This is a genomic window from Curtobacterium sp. L6-1 (assembly GCF_018885305.1).
Taxonomy (GTDB): Bacteria; Actinomycetota; Actinomycetes; order Actinomycetales; family Microbacteriaceae; genus Curtobacterium; species Curtobacterium aetherium.
Window position 1 is genome coordinate 3267714 of sequence record NZ_CP076544.1, and the last position, 18014, is coordinate 3285727.

At 68.7% G+C, this 18014-nt stretch carries 14 protein-coding genes; 8 read left to right on the forward strand and 6 right to left on the reverse strand.

What is annotated here, in order from left to right; translation table 11 throughout:
• Nucleotides 1-350: 350 nt before the first annotated feature.
• Both KM842_RS15165 and KM842_RS15170 read left to right on the forward strand, forming a co-directional pair.
• Nucleotides 351-950, forward strand: coding sequence for a sigma-70 family RNA polymerase sigma factor (locus KM842_RS15165; protein ID WP_216259645.1), 600 nt, complete (start codon nt 351-353; stop codon nt 948-950).
• Nucleotides 947-1813 (forward strand): anti-sigma factor, encoded by an 867-nt coding sequence (locus KM842_RS15170; protein WP_216259646.1) that lies wholly within the window; start codon nt 947-949, stop codon nt 1811-1813. The genes KM842_RS15165 and KM842_RS15170 overlap by 4 nt, the downstream gene beginning before the upstream one ends.
• A 170-nt stretch (nt 1814-1983) precedes the next feature.
• On the opposite strand, the gene pstB is transcribed toward KM842_RS15170, so the two are convergent.
• From pstB to KM842_RS15200, 6 genes are all read right to left on the reverse strand, one after another.
• The gene (gene pstB / locus KM842_RS15175) at nt 1984-2763 is read right to left on the reverse strand and encodes a phosphate ABC transporter ATP-binding protein PstB (protein WP_216259647.1); all 780 of its coding nucleotides are present in this window, start codon (nt 2761-2763) and stop codon (nt 1984-1986) included.
• Between the two features lie 77 nt (nt 2764-2840).
• Nucleotides 2841-3920, reverse strand: coding sequence for a phosphate ABC transporter permease PstA (gene pstA, locus KM842_RS15180; RefSeq protein WP_216259649.1), 1080 nt, complete (start codon nt 3918-3920; stop codon nt 2841-2843).
• A gap of 20 nt (nt 3921-3940) precedes the next feature.
• A complete protein-coding gene (pstC, locus tag KM842_RS15185) occupies nt 3941-4891 on the reverse strand; it encodes a phosphate ABC transporter permease subunit PstC (RefSeq protein WP_216259651.1) in 951 nt (316 codons plus the stop codon).
• Nucleotides 4892-5051: 160 nt separating this feature from the next.
• Nucleotides 5052-6161 (reverse strand): phosphate ABC transporter substrate-binding protein PstS, encoded by a 1110-nt coding sequence (locus KM842_RS15190; protein WP_216259652.1) that lies wholly within the window; start codon nt 6159-6161, stop codon nt 5052-5054.
• 320 nt (nt 6162-6481) lie between these two features.
• Nucleotides 6482-7429 (reverse strand): NUDIX hydrolase, encoded by a 948-nt coding sequence (locus tag KM842_RS15195; protein ID WP_216259654.1) that lies wholly within the window; start codon nt 7427-7429, stop codon nt 6482-6484.
• Nucleotides 7426-9591 carry an RNA degradosome polyphosphate kinase gene (locus KM842_RS15200; RefSeq protein WP_216259656.1) on the reverse strand — a complete coding sequence of 722 codons (2166 nt, stop codon included), beginning with the start codon at nt 9589-9591 and terminating at the stop codon, nt 7426-7428. Before KM842_RS15200 ends, KM842_RS15195 begins: the two co-directional genes overlap by 4 nt.
• 210 nt (nt 9592-9801) lie before the next feature.
• Here KM842_RS15200 and KM842_RS15205 point away from each other — a divergent pair, with 210 nt between their 5' ends.
• The 6 genes from KM842_RS15205 to KM842_RS15230 all read left to right on the forward strand — a co-directional run bounded on the left by KM842_RS15205 (nt 9802) and on the right by KM842_RS15230 (nt 17765).
• Entirely contained in the window at nt 9802-10083 is a 282-nt protein-coding gene (locus KM842_RS15205; protein WP_110824133.1) for a pyrophosphorylase, read from the forward strand.
• 108 nt (nt 10084-10191) lie between these two features.
• Entirely contained in the window at nt 10192-15540 is a 5349-nt protein-coding gene (locus KM842_RS15210) for a DUF6531 domain-containing protein (RefSeq protein ID WP_216259658.1), read from the forward strand.
• A 29-nt stretch (nt 15541-15569) separates the two neighbouring features.
• Entirely contained in the window at nt 15570-16022 is a 453-nt protein-coding gene (locus KM842_RS15215; RefSeq protein WP_216259660.1) for a hypothetical protein, read from the forward strand.
• A gap of 365 nt (nt 16023-16387) precedes the next feature.
• Nucleotides 16388-16690: a hypothetical protein gene (locus tag KM842_RS15220; RefSeq protein WP_216259662.1), complete on the forward strand. Its 303-nt coding sequence runs from the start codon at nt 16388-16390 to the stop codon at nt 16688-16690.
• A gap of 92 nt (nt 16691-16782) precedes the next feature.
• Nucleotides 16783-16986, forward strand: coding sequence for a hypothetical protein (locus tag KM842_RS15225; protein WP_216259664.1), 204 nt, complete (start codon nt 16783-16785; stop codon nt 16984-16986).
• A gap of 71 nt (nt 16987-17057) precedes the next feature.
• The gene (locus tag KM842_RS15230; RefSeq protein ID WP_216259665.1) at nt 17058-17765 is read left to right on the forward strand and encodes a hypothetical protein; all 708 of its coding nucleotides are present in this window, start codon (nt 17058-17060) and stop codon (nt 17763-17765) included.
• The last annotated feature ends 249 nt before the right edge of the window (nt 17766-18014 follow it).

Below are 18014 nucleotides of genomic sequence, written 5' to 3' on the forward strand. Positions count from 1 at the left end.
GGTGTTCACTCTCGGTGGACAGATCCGTGACCGGGCGTGGCCCGGTGACCGCGGTCGAGAAGCAGGAGCGATCCTCACCCAATCCGTCCGGGCGAGGGTGCCGAATCATCACTGTGGCCGTCGCGAGGCGGTCACACGAGGCCCCGGACGACCCGGGCCCGCTCCCGGGTCAATTCCCTGCGGGTCGCACGGGGCCTCGTCACCAGTACTTCTGCACCACCAGCGCAGCGACCGTCGCTGCGGCCCGACCTGAACGGGACACCCTGATGACCACCGCGACCGCCGTCGCCGAGCGCGCTGTCCACAGCGCGCGGAGGACGCCGTACACACGGGAAGGAGGAAAACCTGCAATGCTCACTCTCGTGGAAGGCGACATGGATGGTTGGACTCCCGCCGCCCCGGAACCGGTGTCGGCGGACGACCTGCTCACCCGGGTCGCGAACGGCGACCAGGCTGCGTTCTCCGACCTGTACGACGAGCTCTCCGGCCGGGTCCTCGGACTCGTGACGCGGCTCCTCAAGGACCGGGCGCAGTCGGAAGAGGTCACACAAGAGGTGTTCCTCGAGGTCTGGCAGCAGGCCGCCCGCTTCGACCAGGCCCGCGGCAGCGCCGCCAGCTGGGTGCTGACCATGGCACACCGCCGGGCCGTCGACCGGGTGCGGGCATCGCAGTCCTCCCGCGACCGCGACACGAAGATCGGCATCCGCGACTTCGAGACGGACTTCGACTCCGTCTCCGAGTCGGTCGAGATCCGACTCGAACACGAACGCGTCAGCCGGGCACTGTCCCGTCTCACCGAGTTCCAGCGCCAGGCTGTGCAGCTCGCCTACTACGGCGGCTTCTCGCACAGTGAGATGGCCGAACGACTCGGGGTGCCGATCGGCACCGTCAAGACCCGTCTCCGTGACGGGATGATCCGACTCCGCGACGAGATGGGGGTGACATCATGAACGGCCGTCACGACGACCCCGAGCTGATGACCGGCTCGCACGCTCTCGACGCCCTGACCGATGACGAGCGCGCCGCGGTCGAGCGGGCACTGGAGGACTCCGCGGAGCTCCGTGTCGAGGCAGACTCCCTCCGCGAGACCGCGCTGGCCCTCGCCTTCGCCGTCTCGCCGGTCGAACCCCCGGCGTCGTTGAAGAGCTCGCTGATGGCCAAGATCGCCACGACCCCGCAGCTCCCGGCCGTCGACCGCGCCGAGACGTCGGCTCCCGAGCCCGTCCAGGAGGCCCGCCCCACGTCCGTCCCGGACGTCGCGCCCGTCACCGACCTCGGTTCCGGATCGGGACGCGCGGCTTCGACGGCCCGCGCACGCTGGTTCCAGCGTCCGTCGGCGCTGCTCAGTGTCGCGGCGGCCGGAGCGGTCGTGTTCCTCGGCGTCGGCCTCGGCGTCGGCAACGCCCTCGACGGCGGCAGCGGCCAGGGGCCGGCGACCACGCAGGCCGCCTCGGGCCTCGACCAGATCTACGCGTCCCCGGACTTCCAGCGCAGCACGGCCAAGGTCAAGGGCGGTGGCACGGCCACGGTCGTGTGGTCCGGGCAGCTCGGTCGGTCCGCGGTGATCCTCGACGGCGTCGACGCAGCTCCCGAGGACAAGACCTACGAGCTCTGGTACATCGGGTCGCAGGAGTCAGGCGGCACCATCACGGCCGCCGGCCTCATGAACGACGTCGACGGCGGAGTCCGCTCGGCAGTCCTGCACGGCACGATGGGCGCCGGCGACACGATCGGCATCACGGTCGAACCGCGCGGCGGCTCGGAGCAGCCGACGTCCGAACCGGTCGTGGCCGTCCCGACCTCCGAGGCCTGACCGGCACTCGCACACCCACTCGACGCCCCCGTGACCACGGTCACGGGGGCGTCGTCCGTCGGATCAGGGGGAGGCCTGGCCGCCACGGACGACGGAGGCCCGGTGCCGTCCATGGCGGACGTGCACCGGGCCTCCAGGCAGGGGCCGTCAGGCGACGGGCCGACGGCTGATCATCCGAAGCGGCCCGAGACGTAGTCCTCGGTGGACTTGACGGACGGGTTGGAGAAGATCGTCGCGGTGTCGGCGTACTCGATGAGGTGACCGGGCTGGCCGGTGCCGGCGATGTTGAAGAACGCCGTCTTGTCGCTCACGCGGGATGCCTGCTGCATGTTGTGGGTCACGATGACGATCGTGAACTCCTTCTTCAGGTCCTCGATGAGGTCCTCGATGGCGAGGGTCGAGATCGGGTCGAGCGCGGAGCACGGCTCGTCCATGAGGAGCACGTCGGGCTGCACGGCGATCGCGCGCGCGATGCAGAGACGCTGCTGCTGCCCGCCGGAGAGGCCCATGCCGGGCTTCTCGAGGCGGTCCTTGACCTCGTTCCACAGGTTGGCGCCCTGCAGGGAGCGCTCGACGATGTCGTCGGCCTCGGAGCGTGAGATGCGCTTGTTGTTGAGCTTCACGCCGGCCAGGACGTTGTCCTTGATGGACATGGTCGGGAAGGGATTGGGCCGCTGGAAGACCATGCCGACCTGACGACGCACGATGACCGGGTCGACGCCGGGGGCGTACAGGTCGTCGCCGTCGATCTTCACCGAGCCCTCGACGTAGGCCCCGGGGATGACCTCGTGCATGCGGTTCAGGGTGCGGAGGAAGGTGGACTTGCCGCAGCCGGACGGGCCGATGAAGGCGGTGACGGTGCGGGGCTCGATCGTCATGTCGACGCCCTCGACGGCCTTGAACTTCGAGTAGTAGACGTTGAGGCCGTCGACCTCGATGCGCTTGGACACGTGGATCCTTCTGGGTTGGGTGGTCGAACCGCTGGGGCGGGAAGTCGGGTGGAGGGGTGCTCGCCGGGTGTCCCGCGCTAGCGCGGGAGCTTCGGGGCGAAGAGGCGGGTGATGAAGCGGGCGAGCAGGTTGAGCAGCATCACGATGAGGATGAGGAGCAGCGCTGCCGTCCAGGCCCGGTCGACGAACGGCACCGGGTTGGCGCCCTGCTGCGAGTACTGCGTGTACGCGAACACCGGCAGCGTCATCATCGGGTCCTTGAACAGGTCGTAGTTCATGCTCGACGTGAACCCGGCGGTGACGAGCAGGGGAGCGGTCTCGCCGATGACGCGGGCGATCGAGAGCATGACACCCGTCGTGATGCCGGCGAGGCTGGTCGGCAGGACGACCTTGACGATCGTGAGCCACTTCGGCACACCCAGGGCGTACGACGCCTCGCGGAGCTCCATCGGCACGATCTTCAGGACCTCCTCGGTGGAGCGCACGACGATCGGGATCATCAGGACCGCGAGAGCGATCGAACCGACCAGACCGAAGCGCGAGCCCGGACCGAGGATCAACGCGAAGAGCGAGTAGGCGAAGAGGCCGGCGACGATCGACGGGATGCCCGTCATGACGTCGACGAAGAACGTGATGCCCCGGGCGAGGGGGCCCCTGCCGTACTCGACCAGGTAGATGGAGGTCAGGAGACCGATCGGCACGCTGACGAGCGCCGCGAAGAGCGTGATCTCCAGGGTCCCGATGAGGGCGTGGACCGCGCCGCCGCCCTCCGAGATGACTCCACGCATCGAGTACGAGAAGTACTGGGCGTCGAAGCGGGCCAGGCCCCTGGCGAGCACCGTGTAGAGCAGCGAGACCAGCGGCAGGACGGCGATCACGAAGGCGGTGACGACCAGGGAGGTGATCAACCGGTCGACGGCCTTCCGCCCACCCTCGACGATGCGGGAGACGACGACGATGAGGACGTCGAACAGGACCGTGCCGAGGAAGACCGCGGCCACGATGTTGAAGTCCTTCGTGGCGCCGCCGGCGGCGAGCAGGGCGAACACCAGGCCGAGGGCGACCCAGCTGCCGACGAGGAGCAGCCACGGGACGGACTTGTGGAGCTTCCCGCTGGCGAAGACGTTGCCGGCGGGCTGACGGAGTGCGAGGGACATCGGGGGAGCGACCTTTCCCGTCAGGAGACTCGCTTGCGGACGATGTACCGCGCGAGCATGTTGATGACCAGGGTGATGACGAAGAGGATCAGGCCGGAGGCGACCAGGGCGTTGAGTGCCGTCCCGGAGGCCTCGGCGAACTGCAGGGCGATGTTCGCGGCGATGGTCGACGGGTTGAGCGACCCGACCAGGTTGAAGGTGATGTTGGTCGACACCGACAGGACGAGCGCGATCGCCATCGTCTCGCCGAGTGCGCGGCCGAGCCCGAGCATGATCGCGGACACGATGCCGGACTTGGCGAACGGCAGGACCGACATCCGGATCATCTCCCAGCGCGTCGCGCCGAGGGCGAGCGCGGCCTCCTCGTTGAGGGTCGGCGCCTGCAGGAAGATCTCGCGCATGACGGCGGTCATGATCGGGATCGCCATGACCGCGAGGACGATCGACGCGGTGAGGATCGTGCGTCCGGTCCCGGAGACCTGTCCGGAGAACAGCGGGATCCAGCCGAAGTGCTCGTTCAGGAACTCGTAGAACGGGCGGACGAAGCGTGCCAGGACCACGATGCCCCAGAGGCCGTAGACGACCGACGGGACCGCGGCGAGCAGGTCGATGACGTACCCGAGCACCGGCGCCAGGCGGCGGGGCGCGTAGTGCGAGATGAAGAGCGCGATTCCGAGCGACAGCGGCACGGCCATGACGAGGGCCAGGAACGCCGACCACACGGTGCCGAAGACGAGCGGGCCGACGTAGTCCCAGAAGTTCGCCGCGTCGTTCGGCAGGTCGCCGACCTTCGCCGAGAAGGCGGGGATGCTCTGCCACACGAGGAACGCCGCGACGAGCGCGAGGACGAAGAGGATGAGACTGCCCGCCACGACGGAGGCGGTGGAGAACACGCGATCGCCGATGCGCACGACGGCCTTGGGCTTCGACGGGGTGGCGGTGTCCTGGTCTCGGACCGGTGCGGTCGTCATGGGGCTCCTGTCGGAGGATCGCGCCGGGTGAACGCGAGGGGTTCGGGGGAGAGATGGTTCGTGCGGGTCCGGACGGGCGCGGTGGCAGCTCGCGTCGGGACGGACGAGAGCCCGGACGCCGGTCAGGTGGGTGGGACCGGCGTCCGGGCGCTGTCGGGACTTACTTGATGGACGCGACCGCGGCTGCGGCCTTCTCCGACAGCTCGGACGACAGGGCGGCCGACTTGGCCTCCGTCGCGGCGGCCTTCTGCGCGTCCTCGGACACGACGTAGCCGAGGTACGCCTTCACGAGGTCGGCCTTGTCCTTGTCCTCGTACTCCTGGCACGCGATCGCGTAGGAGACGAGCACGAGCGGCCAGGCTCCCTCAGCCGTGTCCTTGCGGTCGATCGAGATGGCGAGGTCGTTCTCCTCGCGGCCCGAGGCCACGTCGGAGTCGGCCACGACCTGGGCAGCACCCTCGGCGGAGAGCTCGGTGGCCTTGTCTCCGACCATGAGCTTCGCCTTGTCGAGGTCACCGGCGCCGGAGTCGTCGATGTAGGTGATGGCGTTCGAGGCGCCCTGCATGGCCGAGGCCACACCCGAGGTGCCCTTCGCGCTGTCGCCGACCTGGAACGGGAAGGTCTGGCTCGGCTCCTCGGTCCACACGTCGGGGGCGTTCGCCGCGACGTACTCCGAGAAGTTCTGCGTGGTGCCCGAGTCGTCCGAACGGTGGACGACCGTGATGTTCGAGGAGGGCAGGTCGACACCGTCGTTGAGGGCGGCGATCTCGTCGTCGTTCCACTTGGTGATCTTGCCCGAGAAGATGCCCGCGATGCTCTTCGCGTCGAGGGTCAGGTCCGAGACGCCGTCGACCTTGTAGGCGATGGCGATCGGGGAGATGTAGACGGGGATGTCGATGCCCTTGGAGTCCGCGGCGCAGTTCTTGAACTCGCCGGAGAGCTCCTCGTCCTTCAGCGCGGCGTCGGAGCCGGCGAAGTCAGCGGCACCGGACATGAAGTTCTCGCGACCCGCGCCGGAGCCGTCGGGCGTGTAGTTCACCGTGACGCCGGAAGCCTGCTCCTGGAAGCCGGCGGCCCAGGTGGCCTCGGCGGTCTGCTGAGCGGAGGAGCCCGAGCCGGTCAGGGTGCCGGAGAGGCTCGACATGTCACCCGTGGAGGAGGAGGACGACGAGTTGCTGCCCGCGTTGTCCTCGTTCGCCGCGCAGGAGGAGAGCACGACGGCGCCGGCGATCGCGATTGCCGCGACCGAGCCGATTCGCTTGATGTTCACAGGGGTCCCTTCGGGAATGTAAGTGCAGTGGGACCGCTGTGTGGTCCCGGGGCCGGTGCTGACCCGGGAGTGACTGTAGGGACGAGAGGTGACCGGGATGACGCTCTCCGGTGAACGGGAGGTGAACGCGGGGTTCACCCGGTGCGGGTCGGCGGACACGCGTGCCGTCCGGGAGCAGGATCGGGGCACGCTGCCCACCCGGCGGCGCTGCTGGCGGGGACGCGCTCGCGCACCCTCGGTGGGTTCGCGTGCTGGGCGCTGCCAGGAGGCGCGGTGCGGTCCAGCGGGCCAGGGTCACCGCCGGCGACGACCGCTCCCGGTCAGGCGCTGACTGCGTTGCGGTGCGTCTCGACCGCCACGAGCTTGCGCCCGGCGATGTGCAGTACGGCGAAGTCACCGACCGACAGCATCGCCGCCCGGCGCAGGTCGAACCGCGAGTGGTCGTCGGCGGTGTCCGATGCGATCCGCGCGACGATGTCCGGCAGCACCGGGCCGTGCGAGCAGAGGACCGCGGACTTGGCCTTGTCCAGGCGCTTGCGGACGACCCTCGAGACGTCAGCGGTCCCGTGCTCGTAGGCGTCCTGGCTGATGTCCGGCGTGTCCGACACCCCGAGCTTCGTCCTGGCGGACAGGGGCTCGACCGTCGCGAGGCACCGGGCGGCCGTGCTGCTGACGATCTTCTTCGGGCCGAAGGCGGCGACGGGCGCTGCGAGCGACTTCGCCTGTGACCGGCCGACGGGCAGCAGGGGCCGGGTGGCGTCCGGGCCGTCCCAGTGCGAGCCCGGCACGGTCTTGGCGTGCCGGAGCGCGATGAGGGCGAACGTGTGGTGCTCGTTCGCCGCTGCGCGCTCGGCGAAGCGCTCCAGGATCTCGACGTCCCGCTCGTACGTCAGCCGCCCGCGGGCATCGTCGATCGCGACCCACTCGACGGCGGCGACCTCGTCGTTCGGACGGAAGGCACCTGCACGTTCGGACTCCTTGCGGGAGACCCGGGCCGACCAGTAGTGCACGACCTTGTCGCGCCCGCTCGGAAGCACGTACTCGGCCAACCCGAGCGGAGCGCCGAGGTGCACGCGGTACCCGGTCTCCTCGTCGATCTCACGCACCGCGGCCTCGGGCACGCTCTCGCCCGGGTCGACCTTGCCCTTGGGGAAGGAGACGTCCTTGTGGTGCTCGCGGTGGATCAGCAGGACGAACGGCTGACCGTCCTGCTCTCGCCACACCACGGCGCCCGCGGCGACGACCGGACCAGACCGACCACCGCTCACCGAGTGGAGCGCTTCCGTGCCGAGATCGTCCGCATGAGCACATTCTGCACGTCGGCGAGCGGCTTGCCGTCCTCGTCCGTCGAGCGTCGGGTCCACTCGCCGTCCGACTCGAGGTGCCAGGAGCTCGTCGTCTCGGCCATGGCCAGGTCGAACATCTCCTGCACCTCGTTGATGTGGGCCGGCGTCGTGAGCCGGACCAGGGCCTCCACACGGCGGTCGAGGTTGCGGTGCATCATGTCGGCGCTGCCGATGAAGACCATCGGGTCGCCGTCGTTGTGGAACGCGAACGCACGCGAGTGCTCGAGGTACCGGCCGACCACGCTGCGGACCCGGATCGTCTCGCTGACGCCTTCGAGGCCGGGCTTGAGCGAGCAGATCCCACGGACCCAGACGTCGATCGGCACCCCGGCCTGGCTCGCGAGGTACAGCGCGTCGATGATCTGCTCGTCGACCATCGAGTTGACCTTGATGCGGATGCCCGAGGGCTTGCCGTCGCGGGCGTTCTGCGCCTCCGACTGGATGCGCTTCACCAGGCCCTTCCGCAGGTGCAGCGGGGCGACGAGGAGCCGCTTGAACTTCTTCTCGATCGCGTACCCGGACAGCTCGTTGAACAGGCGCGTGAGGTCCTTGCCGACGGTGTCGTCCGCGGTGAACAGGCCCATGTCCTCGTAGATGCGCGAGGTCTTCGGGTTGTAGTTGCCCGTGCCGATGTGGCTGTAGTGCTTGAGGGTGCCGCCCTCCTGCCGGATGACGAGCACCAGCTTGGAGTGGGTCTTCAGCCCGACCAGGCCGTAGACGACGTGCACGCCGGCCTTCTCGAGCTTCCGTGCCCAGGTGATGTTGTTCTGCTCGTCGAAGCGTGCCTTGATCTCGACCAGCGCGAGGACCTGCTTGCCCGCAGCGGCCGCGTCGATCAGCGCCTCGACGATCGGAGAGTCCCCGGAGGTGCGGTAGAGCGTCTGCTTGATCGCGAGCACGTTCGGGTCGGCGGCCGCCTGCTCGAGGAACGCCTGCACACTCGTCGCGAAGGACTCGTACGGGTGGTGGACCAGGACGTCGCGCGAGGCGATCGCCCGGAAGAGGTCGGGCTTCGTGTTCGGCTCGCCCGGCTGGAACTGCACCGGCGTCGTCGGCACGTGCCGCGGGTAGTGCAGATCGGGGCGAGCGAGCTTCGCGATCTCGAACAGGCCGCCGAGGTCGAGCGGCGACGGCAGTCGGTAGACCTCCTGCTCGGTGATGTCGAGCTCGCGCACCAGCAGGTCGAGCGTCACCGGGTCCATGTCCTCGGTGATCTCGAGTCGGATGGGCGGACCGAAGCGACGGCGCAGCAGTTCCCGTTCGAGCGCCTGGATCAGGTTCTCGGCCTCGTCCTCCTCGATCTCGACGTCCTCGTTGCGGGTGATGCGGAAGACGTGGTGCTCGAGCACCTCCATGCCCGGGAACAGATCGGGCAGGTGGTTCGCGATGAGGTCCTCGAGCGGGATGTACCGCAGACGGCCGGAGTTGTCGTCCGGGAGCTTGATGAACCGCGGGTAGTTCTGCGGCACCTTGAGGCGCGCGAACTCCTGCCGCTGCGACTTCGGGTTCCGCACCCGGACGGCGAGGTTCAGCGACAGACCCGAGATGTACGGGAACGGGTGGGCCGGGTCGACCGCGAGTGGCATGAGCACCGGGAAGATCTGCTCGCTGAAGTACTCGCGCATGCGCAGGCGGTCGTCCTCGCCGAGGTCCGACCAGTGTTCGACGTGGATGCCGGCGGCGTCGAGGTCCGGCTTGAGCGAGCCGATGAACGCCCTCGCGTGGCGCTCCTGCAGCTCGTGGGCCTTCATCGCGATGTCGCGGAGGACGTCGCTCGGCGCCCGACCGACGTTGGTGGGGACCGCGATGCCGGTGTCGATGCGGCGCTTCAGCCCGGCGACGCGGACCATGAAGAACTCGTCGAGGTTCGAGGCGAAGATCGCGAGGAAGTTCGCGCGTTCGAGCAGCGGCTGTGTCCGGTCCTCGCCGAGCTCGAGCACGCGCTGGTTGAAGCGGAGCCAGCTGAGCTCACGGTCGAAGTACCGGTCCGAGGGCAGCGACTCGTGCTCGACCTCCACGACCTCGTCGAAGTCGTCGAGGTCGTTCGCGACGGAGTCGCCGTCCAGCTGCGGTTCGGTGTCCATGGCCACATCCTGCCACCAGCACCCTGCGCCACGAGCGCCCGAGGTTTCCCCTGTGGAGACAGCGGGTGAACGGGCGGGGGTGTGGAGGAAGAGCCGGTCGTCCACAACCGGTGACGAACGGGTGGACAGGTGGGTATGGTGGTGCGCGTCAGAGCCTCCGGGGGGATCTTCTGCGCGGGGGTGCAGGTACGAAGAGAAGAGGGGTTCACCATGTCGCGTGTGCTTTCGACCGAACAGGCGAAGACCGCCATCCGCCAGATCCAGTCCATCGTGAACGGTGGGTTCACGGACCAGATCTCGCAGCTCGACGCCCAGGGGCGCATCCTGTCCGACTCGAACGTGTGGGACGGCCCGCTGGCGTCGAACTTCCGTGGTTCGACGTGGCCGGAGACCAAGGCTGCGCTCGACAAGGCGAAGACCGAGCTCGAGCAACTCCGGACGCAGCTCGACAAGATCTCGCAGGACATCTTCACCGCGGGTGGCGGCGCGTAACACCACACACGCAGCGCCCGGGTCGCCGATGAGCATCGGCGGCCCGGGTTCCCGCGTCCGACGCGGACCATCACGACCAGCACCACTTCTTCCGGGGGGACGACAACCGTGTCAGGACAGCTGCACGCCAACACCGATCCGATCGAGTTCGACAACGCCACCGCCGACGCGCTCGCCAGCGCGATGCGCAGCGCGGCGAGTGCGATCGACGGCCAGCTCGGGAGTCGCCAGTCGTACGTGTCGACGGCCTCGATGGAGTTCCGCGGCCACTTCTCGCAGCTCTTCACCGCGAACGCGAGCATCGCGAAGAGTGATGCCTCCACCATCTCGGACATGATGCGCACGGTCGCGGGTTGGGTCGACGAGATGAAGCAGGCTGCCGCGGAGGAACGCGAACGCCGCCGCAAGGCTCGCGAGTGGGAAGAGCAGCAGGCAGACCGCAACGGCTTCGAGAAGTGGCGGGACGACTTCTTCGGGACGGGGAACCCTCCCGACATCGAGAACGAGGACGCTCCGTCCTTCCCCTCTGCGGATGCGCAGCCGAAGCCGCGCCAGACTCCGTCACCGGGCTCCGGCTCGGGAGGAGGGGGAACGTCCTCGGCGAAGCCCGAGGACCTCCGGTCCTTCGCGACCGGCTCAGCGACGTTGAACACCGAGTTGTCCGGCAAGCCCGGGGTGCTCCGCGGCAAGCTGTCCGACTTCGCGTCCCGCTGCTCGTGGGGCACGATCAACGCCGACGGGCTCGTCACCGGCTTCGAGCGGTGGCTGGCGGCCAACGACCAGGACGTCGCCTGGGCGAAGACCATCGCCGACGCCTTCGCCGCCGCCGGGGGCGAGGGCTCGGTCTCGACCGTGTCCGACGCTGCGCTCGGCGCAGCCCTGCAGGCTGCGGGCGTTTCGGCCAACCGGACCGACCTGCAGATCGACCCGCCCACCGCCTACGGCGCGCAGCCGACGACCGGCTACTCGATGGACCCGGTCAACACGACGACCGGCAACTTCCTCGAGCCGGAGCTCGATCTCTCCTTCGACGGTGCAGCCGCGTCCCTCCGGATCTCGCGCATGTACAACTCCCTCGACCGTCGCGTCGGGGTGTTCGGTCCCGGGTGGGCGTCCGTCCTCGAGACCCGGCTGCTCCTCGATGACGAGGGCGCGTCCTTCGTCGGCGCCGACGGCCGGCTCGTCCGCTTCCCCCGGTCCGGCACCGGTTGGGCGCGCGGTGTCGGTGAGAACCGGTGGCTCGCGGCGGAGGGCGAGCTCCTGGTCGTACGGGACAACGAGGGTGGCCGCATCGACTTCACCCCGGCTGGTCTCTGGGTCGGCGAGAGTGCCGGACCCGGCACCGCCGTGTCGGTGGAACGCGACGCTGCCGGTGCGGTCGTGCGTCTCCGGCACGAACGCGGTCGCTCCGTGGACGTCGAGTACGTCCACGGTCGTGTCGCCGTCCTGCGGGCCTCCGACGGGCGCCGGGTGGAGTACGAGTACGACGACCGCGGGCGTCTGGTCTCGGCCGCGACCCCGCACGGGACCAGGACGTACGGCTGGGACGACGACGACCTCATCGTGACGGTCACGAGTGCCGACGGCGTGCGCGAGGTCGACAACGTGTACGACGCGCAGCGTCGTGTCGTCGAGCAGACCAGCCCCCACGGCCGTCGGGTCCGGTTCGCCTACCTCCCCGGCCGCGTGACCGTGGTCTCCGACCAGGACGGAACGCGTTCCGACTCCTGGATCGCCGACCCGAAGGGTCGACTCGTCGGGGTCATCGACTCGGACGACCGTCGACAGTCGATGAGCTACGACCAGCACGGCAACCTCGTGTCGGCGACGGAACGCGACGGTTCGGTCACCGTGCACGCCTACGACGCACGGGGCCGCCGTACGAGGACGGTCACGCCGACCGGGGGTGACCTCACGTACGGCTACGACGACGCCGACCGAGTCACGACCGTCGTCACGGAGAGCGGCAGCGTCGTCACGTACGAGTACGAGGGTGACGAGCGTGACCCGGCGGTCGTCACCGACCCGATGGGCGGCCGGACCGAACTCACCTGGGACCGCGGCCTGCTCGTACGGGTCGTCGACCCCACCGGTGTCACGCTCAGCCTCGACCACGACGCGTGGGGCGAGCTCGTCGCCGTGACGAACGCCGCCGGGGACGTCGCACGGATCGAGCGGGACGCCGCCGGTCACGCCGTCGCGACCATCAGCCCCACCGGCGCCCGCACGGAGTACCGCTACGGAGCCGACGGTCAGGTCGTCGCTCGCCGAGACCCCGACGGCGCGACGTGGTCGGTCGAGTACAGCGCGGGTGGGCGCGTCAGCGCCGTCACCGACCCGATCGGTGCGCGGACCGTCCTCGCCTACAGCCCGGACGGCGAACTCGCCTCCACGACCGACGCGCTCGGACGGACCACTCGTCGGACGTACGACGACCAGGCCAACCCGCTGCAGGTCACCCTGCCGAGCGGTGCATCCTGGACCTTCGCGCACGACGCCTTGTCGCGCCTCCAGTCCGTCGTCGACCCCACCGGCGCAGTGTGGCGCCGGGAGTACGGGGTCAACGGCGACCTGCGCGCCGTCACCGACCCCACCGGCGTCCGCAAGGAGTTCTCGGACGACCCGGCCACCGGCATCTCCACGTTGTCGGACGCGTTCGCGACGACCACGGTCCGGTCCGACGAGTTCGGACGCCCCGTCGAGGTGACGTCCGACGAGACCGGTTCCGAACTCGTCACGTACGACGCGTGTGGCCGACCGGTCGAGCTGGTGGACGGTGAGGGAGGCCTCACCCGCATCGAGCGAGACATGAGCGGTCGGATCAGCGCCATCGTGTCACCGAGCGGTGGCCGGACGACCTACGAGTACGACGCCTGCGGCCGGCCGTCGGCCGCCACCGACCACCTCGGCGCCCGGACGACGATCACCTACGACGCAGACTCACGGGTCGTCGCGCGGACCCTGCCGACGGGTGACGTCGAGCGCATCGAGTACGACGTCGTCGGGCGCGTCGTCGCGCGGACCACACCGGGAGACGGAACGGCTCGCTACCGCTGGGACGCAGCCGGGAGGCTCGTCTCCGTCCACGACGCACGTCACGGCCGACGTCGGTTCCGCTACGACGCAGCGGGTCAGCTCATCGAGGCCGAGAACGGCCTGGGCGGAGTGACCGCCTACGCGTACGACGCCGACGGGCGCGTGACCAGCGCGACCGACCCGGTGGGTGGTGTCACCCGGTACGCCTACGACGCTGCCGGACGGCTGATCGGCATCACGGACCCGCTGGGCAGGACGACCACCGCACGACTCGACGCCGCCGGCCGTCGCATCCAGCAGACGGACCCCGACGGCGGGGTGGTCGAGTGGGCGTACGACGCAGCAGGACGTGAACAGCGGCTCTCGGTGGACGGCGTCCTCGTGGCGGAGACCACGCACGACAGGGCGCGACGGACCGTCGTCGTCACCGACCACACGCGTGGCCCCGGGCGGGACATCGAGCACGAGCTGTGCTTCGACCGGCGGGGGCTGCTCGTCCGGCGGAGCCGTGGTGGGCGGGCGATGTCGTGGGAGCACGACGTGGACGGCCGTCGTGCTGCCCGTACGGACCCCGACGGCAACCGCACGACCTGGCGCAGGGACGCCGCCGGCCGCGTCGTCGGCGTCGAGCGGGAAGGGCTCGCGCCCGCCACGTTCACCCTGGACGCCCTCGGGCGCGTCGTCCAGGCTTTGACCGGTGACGTCGTCCAGTCGTGGTCGTACGAGCGCGGGACGCTCGTCGAGCACACCGTGACCACGCCGGAGGGCGGCACGACGACCCGCATCGACCACGACGAGGACGACCGCATCGCGGCGATCACCGGCGCGGACGGCCGCAGGACCTACGTCCACGACGCCGCCGCGCAGCTCGTCAGCGCCCTCGACGACAGCGGCCGTGGTCGGACCTGGCGGTACGACGCGGCCGGGCGCCTCGTCGCCGAGACCGTCGACGGTGCCGAACTCCGGCACGAGTACGACGCCGCCGGGCAACTCGTCGCCACCACCGGCGCTGACGGTGCGCGGACCGAGTACGTGCACGACGGACTCGGACGGCGCGTCCGGCGGACTGCTCCGGACGGTTCGACCACCGAGTACGCGTGGTCGGACCTCGGATTCCTCGCCGGTGTCGTCGAGCGGGACCCGCTGTACGACGAGACCGGCCGACTCGACGTGTGGACCGACGCCCTCGGTGAGGTCGCGGAAGTCGGAGGAGTCGACACCTGGTGGGACACCGCCGCGGATGTCCCGGTCCTGACCTCGGTCGGCGCGACGCCGGTGCTGGAGGCCCCGGGCGGGATCCTCGCCGTCGACGGGAGCTGGACAGCAGCGAACTGGCGCGGGGCGCGTGCGACAGATGCGACCGATCCCTGGGCTCTCCTCGCATCGACCAACGGGATCGGCGGCGGACCTGCGCTGCCGTCCGGTGTCGGGCTGACTCCGGGCGGAAGCCTGAGCATCGGGGGGATGGAGTGGCTCGGGGCACGGGTGTACGACCCCGTGGCGAAGGGCTTCCTCTCGACGGACCCGCTCGCGCCGGTCGTCGGAGCTGGGTGGTCGGGAAACCCCTACTCGTACGCGGGGAACGACCCGCTGCACGCGGTCGACCCGCTGGGGCTGCGGCCGGCGACGGACAAGGACCTGCAGGCGTACCGGGATGCGCACCAGGGTTCGCTCAAGACGTGGGCGGATGAGCATGCGTACGTGATCGCGGGGGCAGCGTTGGTCGTCGGCGTGGCTCTCATGTTCACGGGCGTCGGCGGGCCGGCAGGCATCGCCCTCATGGCGGCTTCTGGCGCACTGATCTCCGGCGGAGTGTCGGTCGCGAGCCAGAAAGCGCAGTCCGGTTCTGTCGACTGGGGCAAAGCCGGAGTCGACACGGTGATCGGGGCAGTGGGAGGGGCAGCCGGAGGAGGTGCCGCCCTCGGGCTGTCGAAGCTCGCGCCGGCTGCCGGCAATCTCGGCGGAACGGCGGTGCAACGTGCGGTCACGCCGGTGTTCTCGTCGGCGGGACGATCAGCGGTCGCTGCCGGGACATCCGGTGCGGCTTCCAACATGACCGACTACGCCTTCAACGGCAAGAACCAGACGGTCGGCGGATACATCCAGAACGCGGCGACCGGCTTCGGTACTGGAGCGGCCTTCAGCCTCGGCTCAGGCAGAGCGAGCGGTGCAGTCATGGACCGGCTCGGCATCGAGCCTCGATTCCCTACCGGACGACACGTCGACATCGGCGATCACGCCATGGCTCCGAACGTCGCCCGGTGGAACACCGCGGTCGATGGGGTAGTCGACCACGTCGCGGGAGGGGTGGGCAGCGTGGTGAACGACGTCCTCGTCGGTAAGGATCCAGGAGACTATCTGCAGGACGGGATCAACGGCGCGATCTCCGGTGCGAGCGGACCAACAGTTCCGCTGCACTGAGTCCGCCGCTGATCCGAACGATGATGGGAATGACCATGGCCGCATCCACGAAGACCGATGCCAGTGCGAAGCCGAGGCGCTCGAAGCGACGTGACCGTTTCGTCGCGATCGGGATCCTCGTACTGGTGGTCCTGGTCCCAGTGCTCGTCATCTTCGTCGGTCCGATCACGTTGAAGGCCTACGACGCTTCCCACCGGGTCGAGGTGTCGTGCGAAGTGCTTTCCGCACGAACGGGCGTTGGTTCGTCGCACTCAGTCAAGGGCATCGGTTCGTCGACCAATCAGGTCGTGATCGAGACTTCTGACTGCGGGACGTTGACGTTGCGCTGGGGCGTGACGAGGGACAACAAAGAATCAATCGCTGACGGGTTCGCGCCCGGGACGACGTGGAAGTTCGATGTCGGTGCAGGTTCGTACCGGCTGCACCCGTTCTTGAACACCATTCGCCAGGCTGTCTTCGTGAAGGACTTCCGACGAGCGTGAACCCGGTGACGGGTGCTGGAGGAAACGTTGGGTCGAGCACTTCCGGTAGGGAAATTGGATCGCCGTTCGGTCAGGTCGCGATCACGACGAAGGAGTGCGGTCCGCTCATCCTCCGGCGAGGGGTGACAGCAGACAACAAGGCGATCGCCGCGAGGCTCGACTCGGATCGACATCGGCGAATCCTCGGTCCGGTACAGGGAAGCTCTTGTGCGTCTGCGCGAGGAAGTGATCGTCTTCGGTTTCTCGGAGGATCCGTGACGAGGCTCAGTTCATGATGCGTCCGGGATTGGAACGGCACAGTGAGTAGGACGGTTGAATCTGGTACTTTCCAGCAGCCAAGTTCGCTCGTGTTGGGATCTGTTTCGGTGCTGACGGCAGTCATCTTCCCCGTCCTTTCCGTCGGCGATCGCGTTGGCGGCGCTCTCCCCGTCGCGCTGATCGGTGCCGCTGGCGGGGTGATTCTCATCGGAGGGGTCTTCTGTCTCTGCCGCGCCAGCATCGGTACACCGGTGCTGGTGATCTCGATGCTTGCTCTCATGTTCGTCAGTCGCCAGATCGGCGGGATTTGGCTGCTCCTCATCCCCAGCTACATCCTGAGTGCTTTCGGCAGCGCAGTGCTCGGAGGGCATCTCAGATTTCTTCGTACTCGAGGCGCGAAGAGGCGCTGATGTCTCCGCGCTCTTCGCCTTCGTGCTGCTTCTCGTCTTGTTGGGACCCACGATTTCAAGAACTACGACAGCGCGCAGAGAACGACGATCGGTTGCAAGTTGACAGCGGCTTGCGCCGGTGCCACTTCAGTCGATCGTCGACCGGAGTCGGCACGTCCGCGAACCAGGTCGAGCACCGTTCGCCAGATTGTGGCTCGCTCGTGATGAGCGGAGGGCTGACCACCGAGGCGGCCGAGAAGAAGGCGGACGAGGTCGAAATCGGTGAGCGCTACGACGTCGAGATCGATGGTCAATGACTGAACCCGGACCGCGTCGACACAAGTTGAGGCCGATGTCCCGGACGACGGTGATCTGGAACTCAGGAATCGTGGTTGTCTTCCTCGCCCTGGCACTTGCCGCTGCGCTGCGCGGTGCCACACCGATCGACCGGACGCTTTCGAGCGTCGTGCTCCCGTTCGTCGTCGGCGCCGTGTTCGCAGCATTCGGGCGCGGGTGGCTCCTGGGCGTGCTCATGCTCGTTGCGGTTGGCGTTCCTCTTCTCGACATGGCCGGGCTGACGGACTTCCCTCTTGCGAGAGCCGGCTGGTTCTTGTCCGTCCTGGCGGGGTGGTTCGTCGGCGCCATGATCGGACAGCAACGCGGCCAGCGCAGAACGACACCAGGGGTGGGAGCGCAACGGCGCCGCGGGAACGTGCTGGTCATCTTGATGTTGAGCGCGATGGCGCTCGTCACCGTGGTGATCCTCGGCGGTTCGTGGGCATGGAAGGCCTACGACCGCGCGCACGTGATCTCCGTCACGTGCACCGTGACGGGTGCCGAAGGAGACATCGGATCGAGCACTTCCGGCAAGGGAATCGGATCCTCATTCGACCAGGTGGCGATCATGACGAAGGAGTGTGGTCCGCTCATCCTCCGTCGAGGGGTGACAGCAGACAACAAGGATGCGATCGCTGCGAAGCTCGAAGCAGGAGGCTCGACTCGGTTCCAGATCGGCGAAGCGTCGTTCCGGTACCGGGAGGCCCTTGTTCGTCTGCGCGAGGAAGTGATCGTCTTCGGTTTCTCGGAGGAACCGTGACGAGGGCCTGCAGCTGGTGATCACATCGCGTTCCCGAGAGCGAGGCGTGCTACACGGCGGATCGGTCATCAGCGCTCCGTGTGCCTCACCGGACGGAACAAGATGGCCCTGCCTGACCGTGATCCACGGCTCGGGCCAACGGTGCACTGAGGACGCTGCTTCCGCCGGGCGGATCCTTCCTGAGTGGACGGTCCTCGCCCGGGCTCTGGCGCAGTCGGCGTGGCCCGGTCTCGTTGACCGCTGCACTGC

What these genes read in the sequence shown, in the direction of transcription:
- KM842_RS15215 (WP_216259660.1), top strand. Translation starts at nt 15,570, where the DNA reads ATGACCATGGCCGCATCCACGAAGACCGATGCCAGTGCGAAGCCGAGG.
- KM842_RS15200 (WP_216259656.1), bottom strand. Translation starts at nt 9,591, where the DNA reads ATGGACACCGAACCGCAGCTGGACGGCGACTCCGTCGCGAACGACCTC.
- KM842_RS15165 (WP_216259645.1), top strand. Translation starts at nt 351, where the DNA reads ATGCTCACTCTCGTGGAAGGCGACATGGATGGTTGGACTCCCGCCGCC.
- pstA (WP_216259649.1), bottom strand. Translation starts at nt 3,920, where the DNA reads ATGTCCCTCGCACTCCGTCAGCCCGCCGGCAACGTCTTCGCCAGCGGG.
- KM842_RS15205 (WP_110824133.1), top strand. Translation starts at nt 9,802, where the DNA reads ATGTCGCGTGTGCTTTCGACCGAACAGGCGAAGACCGCCATCCGCCAG.
- pstC (WP_216259651.1), bottom strand. Translation starts at nt 4,891, where the DNA reads ATGACGACCGCACCGGTCCGAGACCAGGACACCGCCACCCCGTCGAAG.
- KM842_RS15170 (WP_216259646.1), top strand. Translation starts at nt 947, where the DNA reads ATGAACGGCCGTCACGACGACCCCGAGCTGATGACCGGCTCGCACGCT.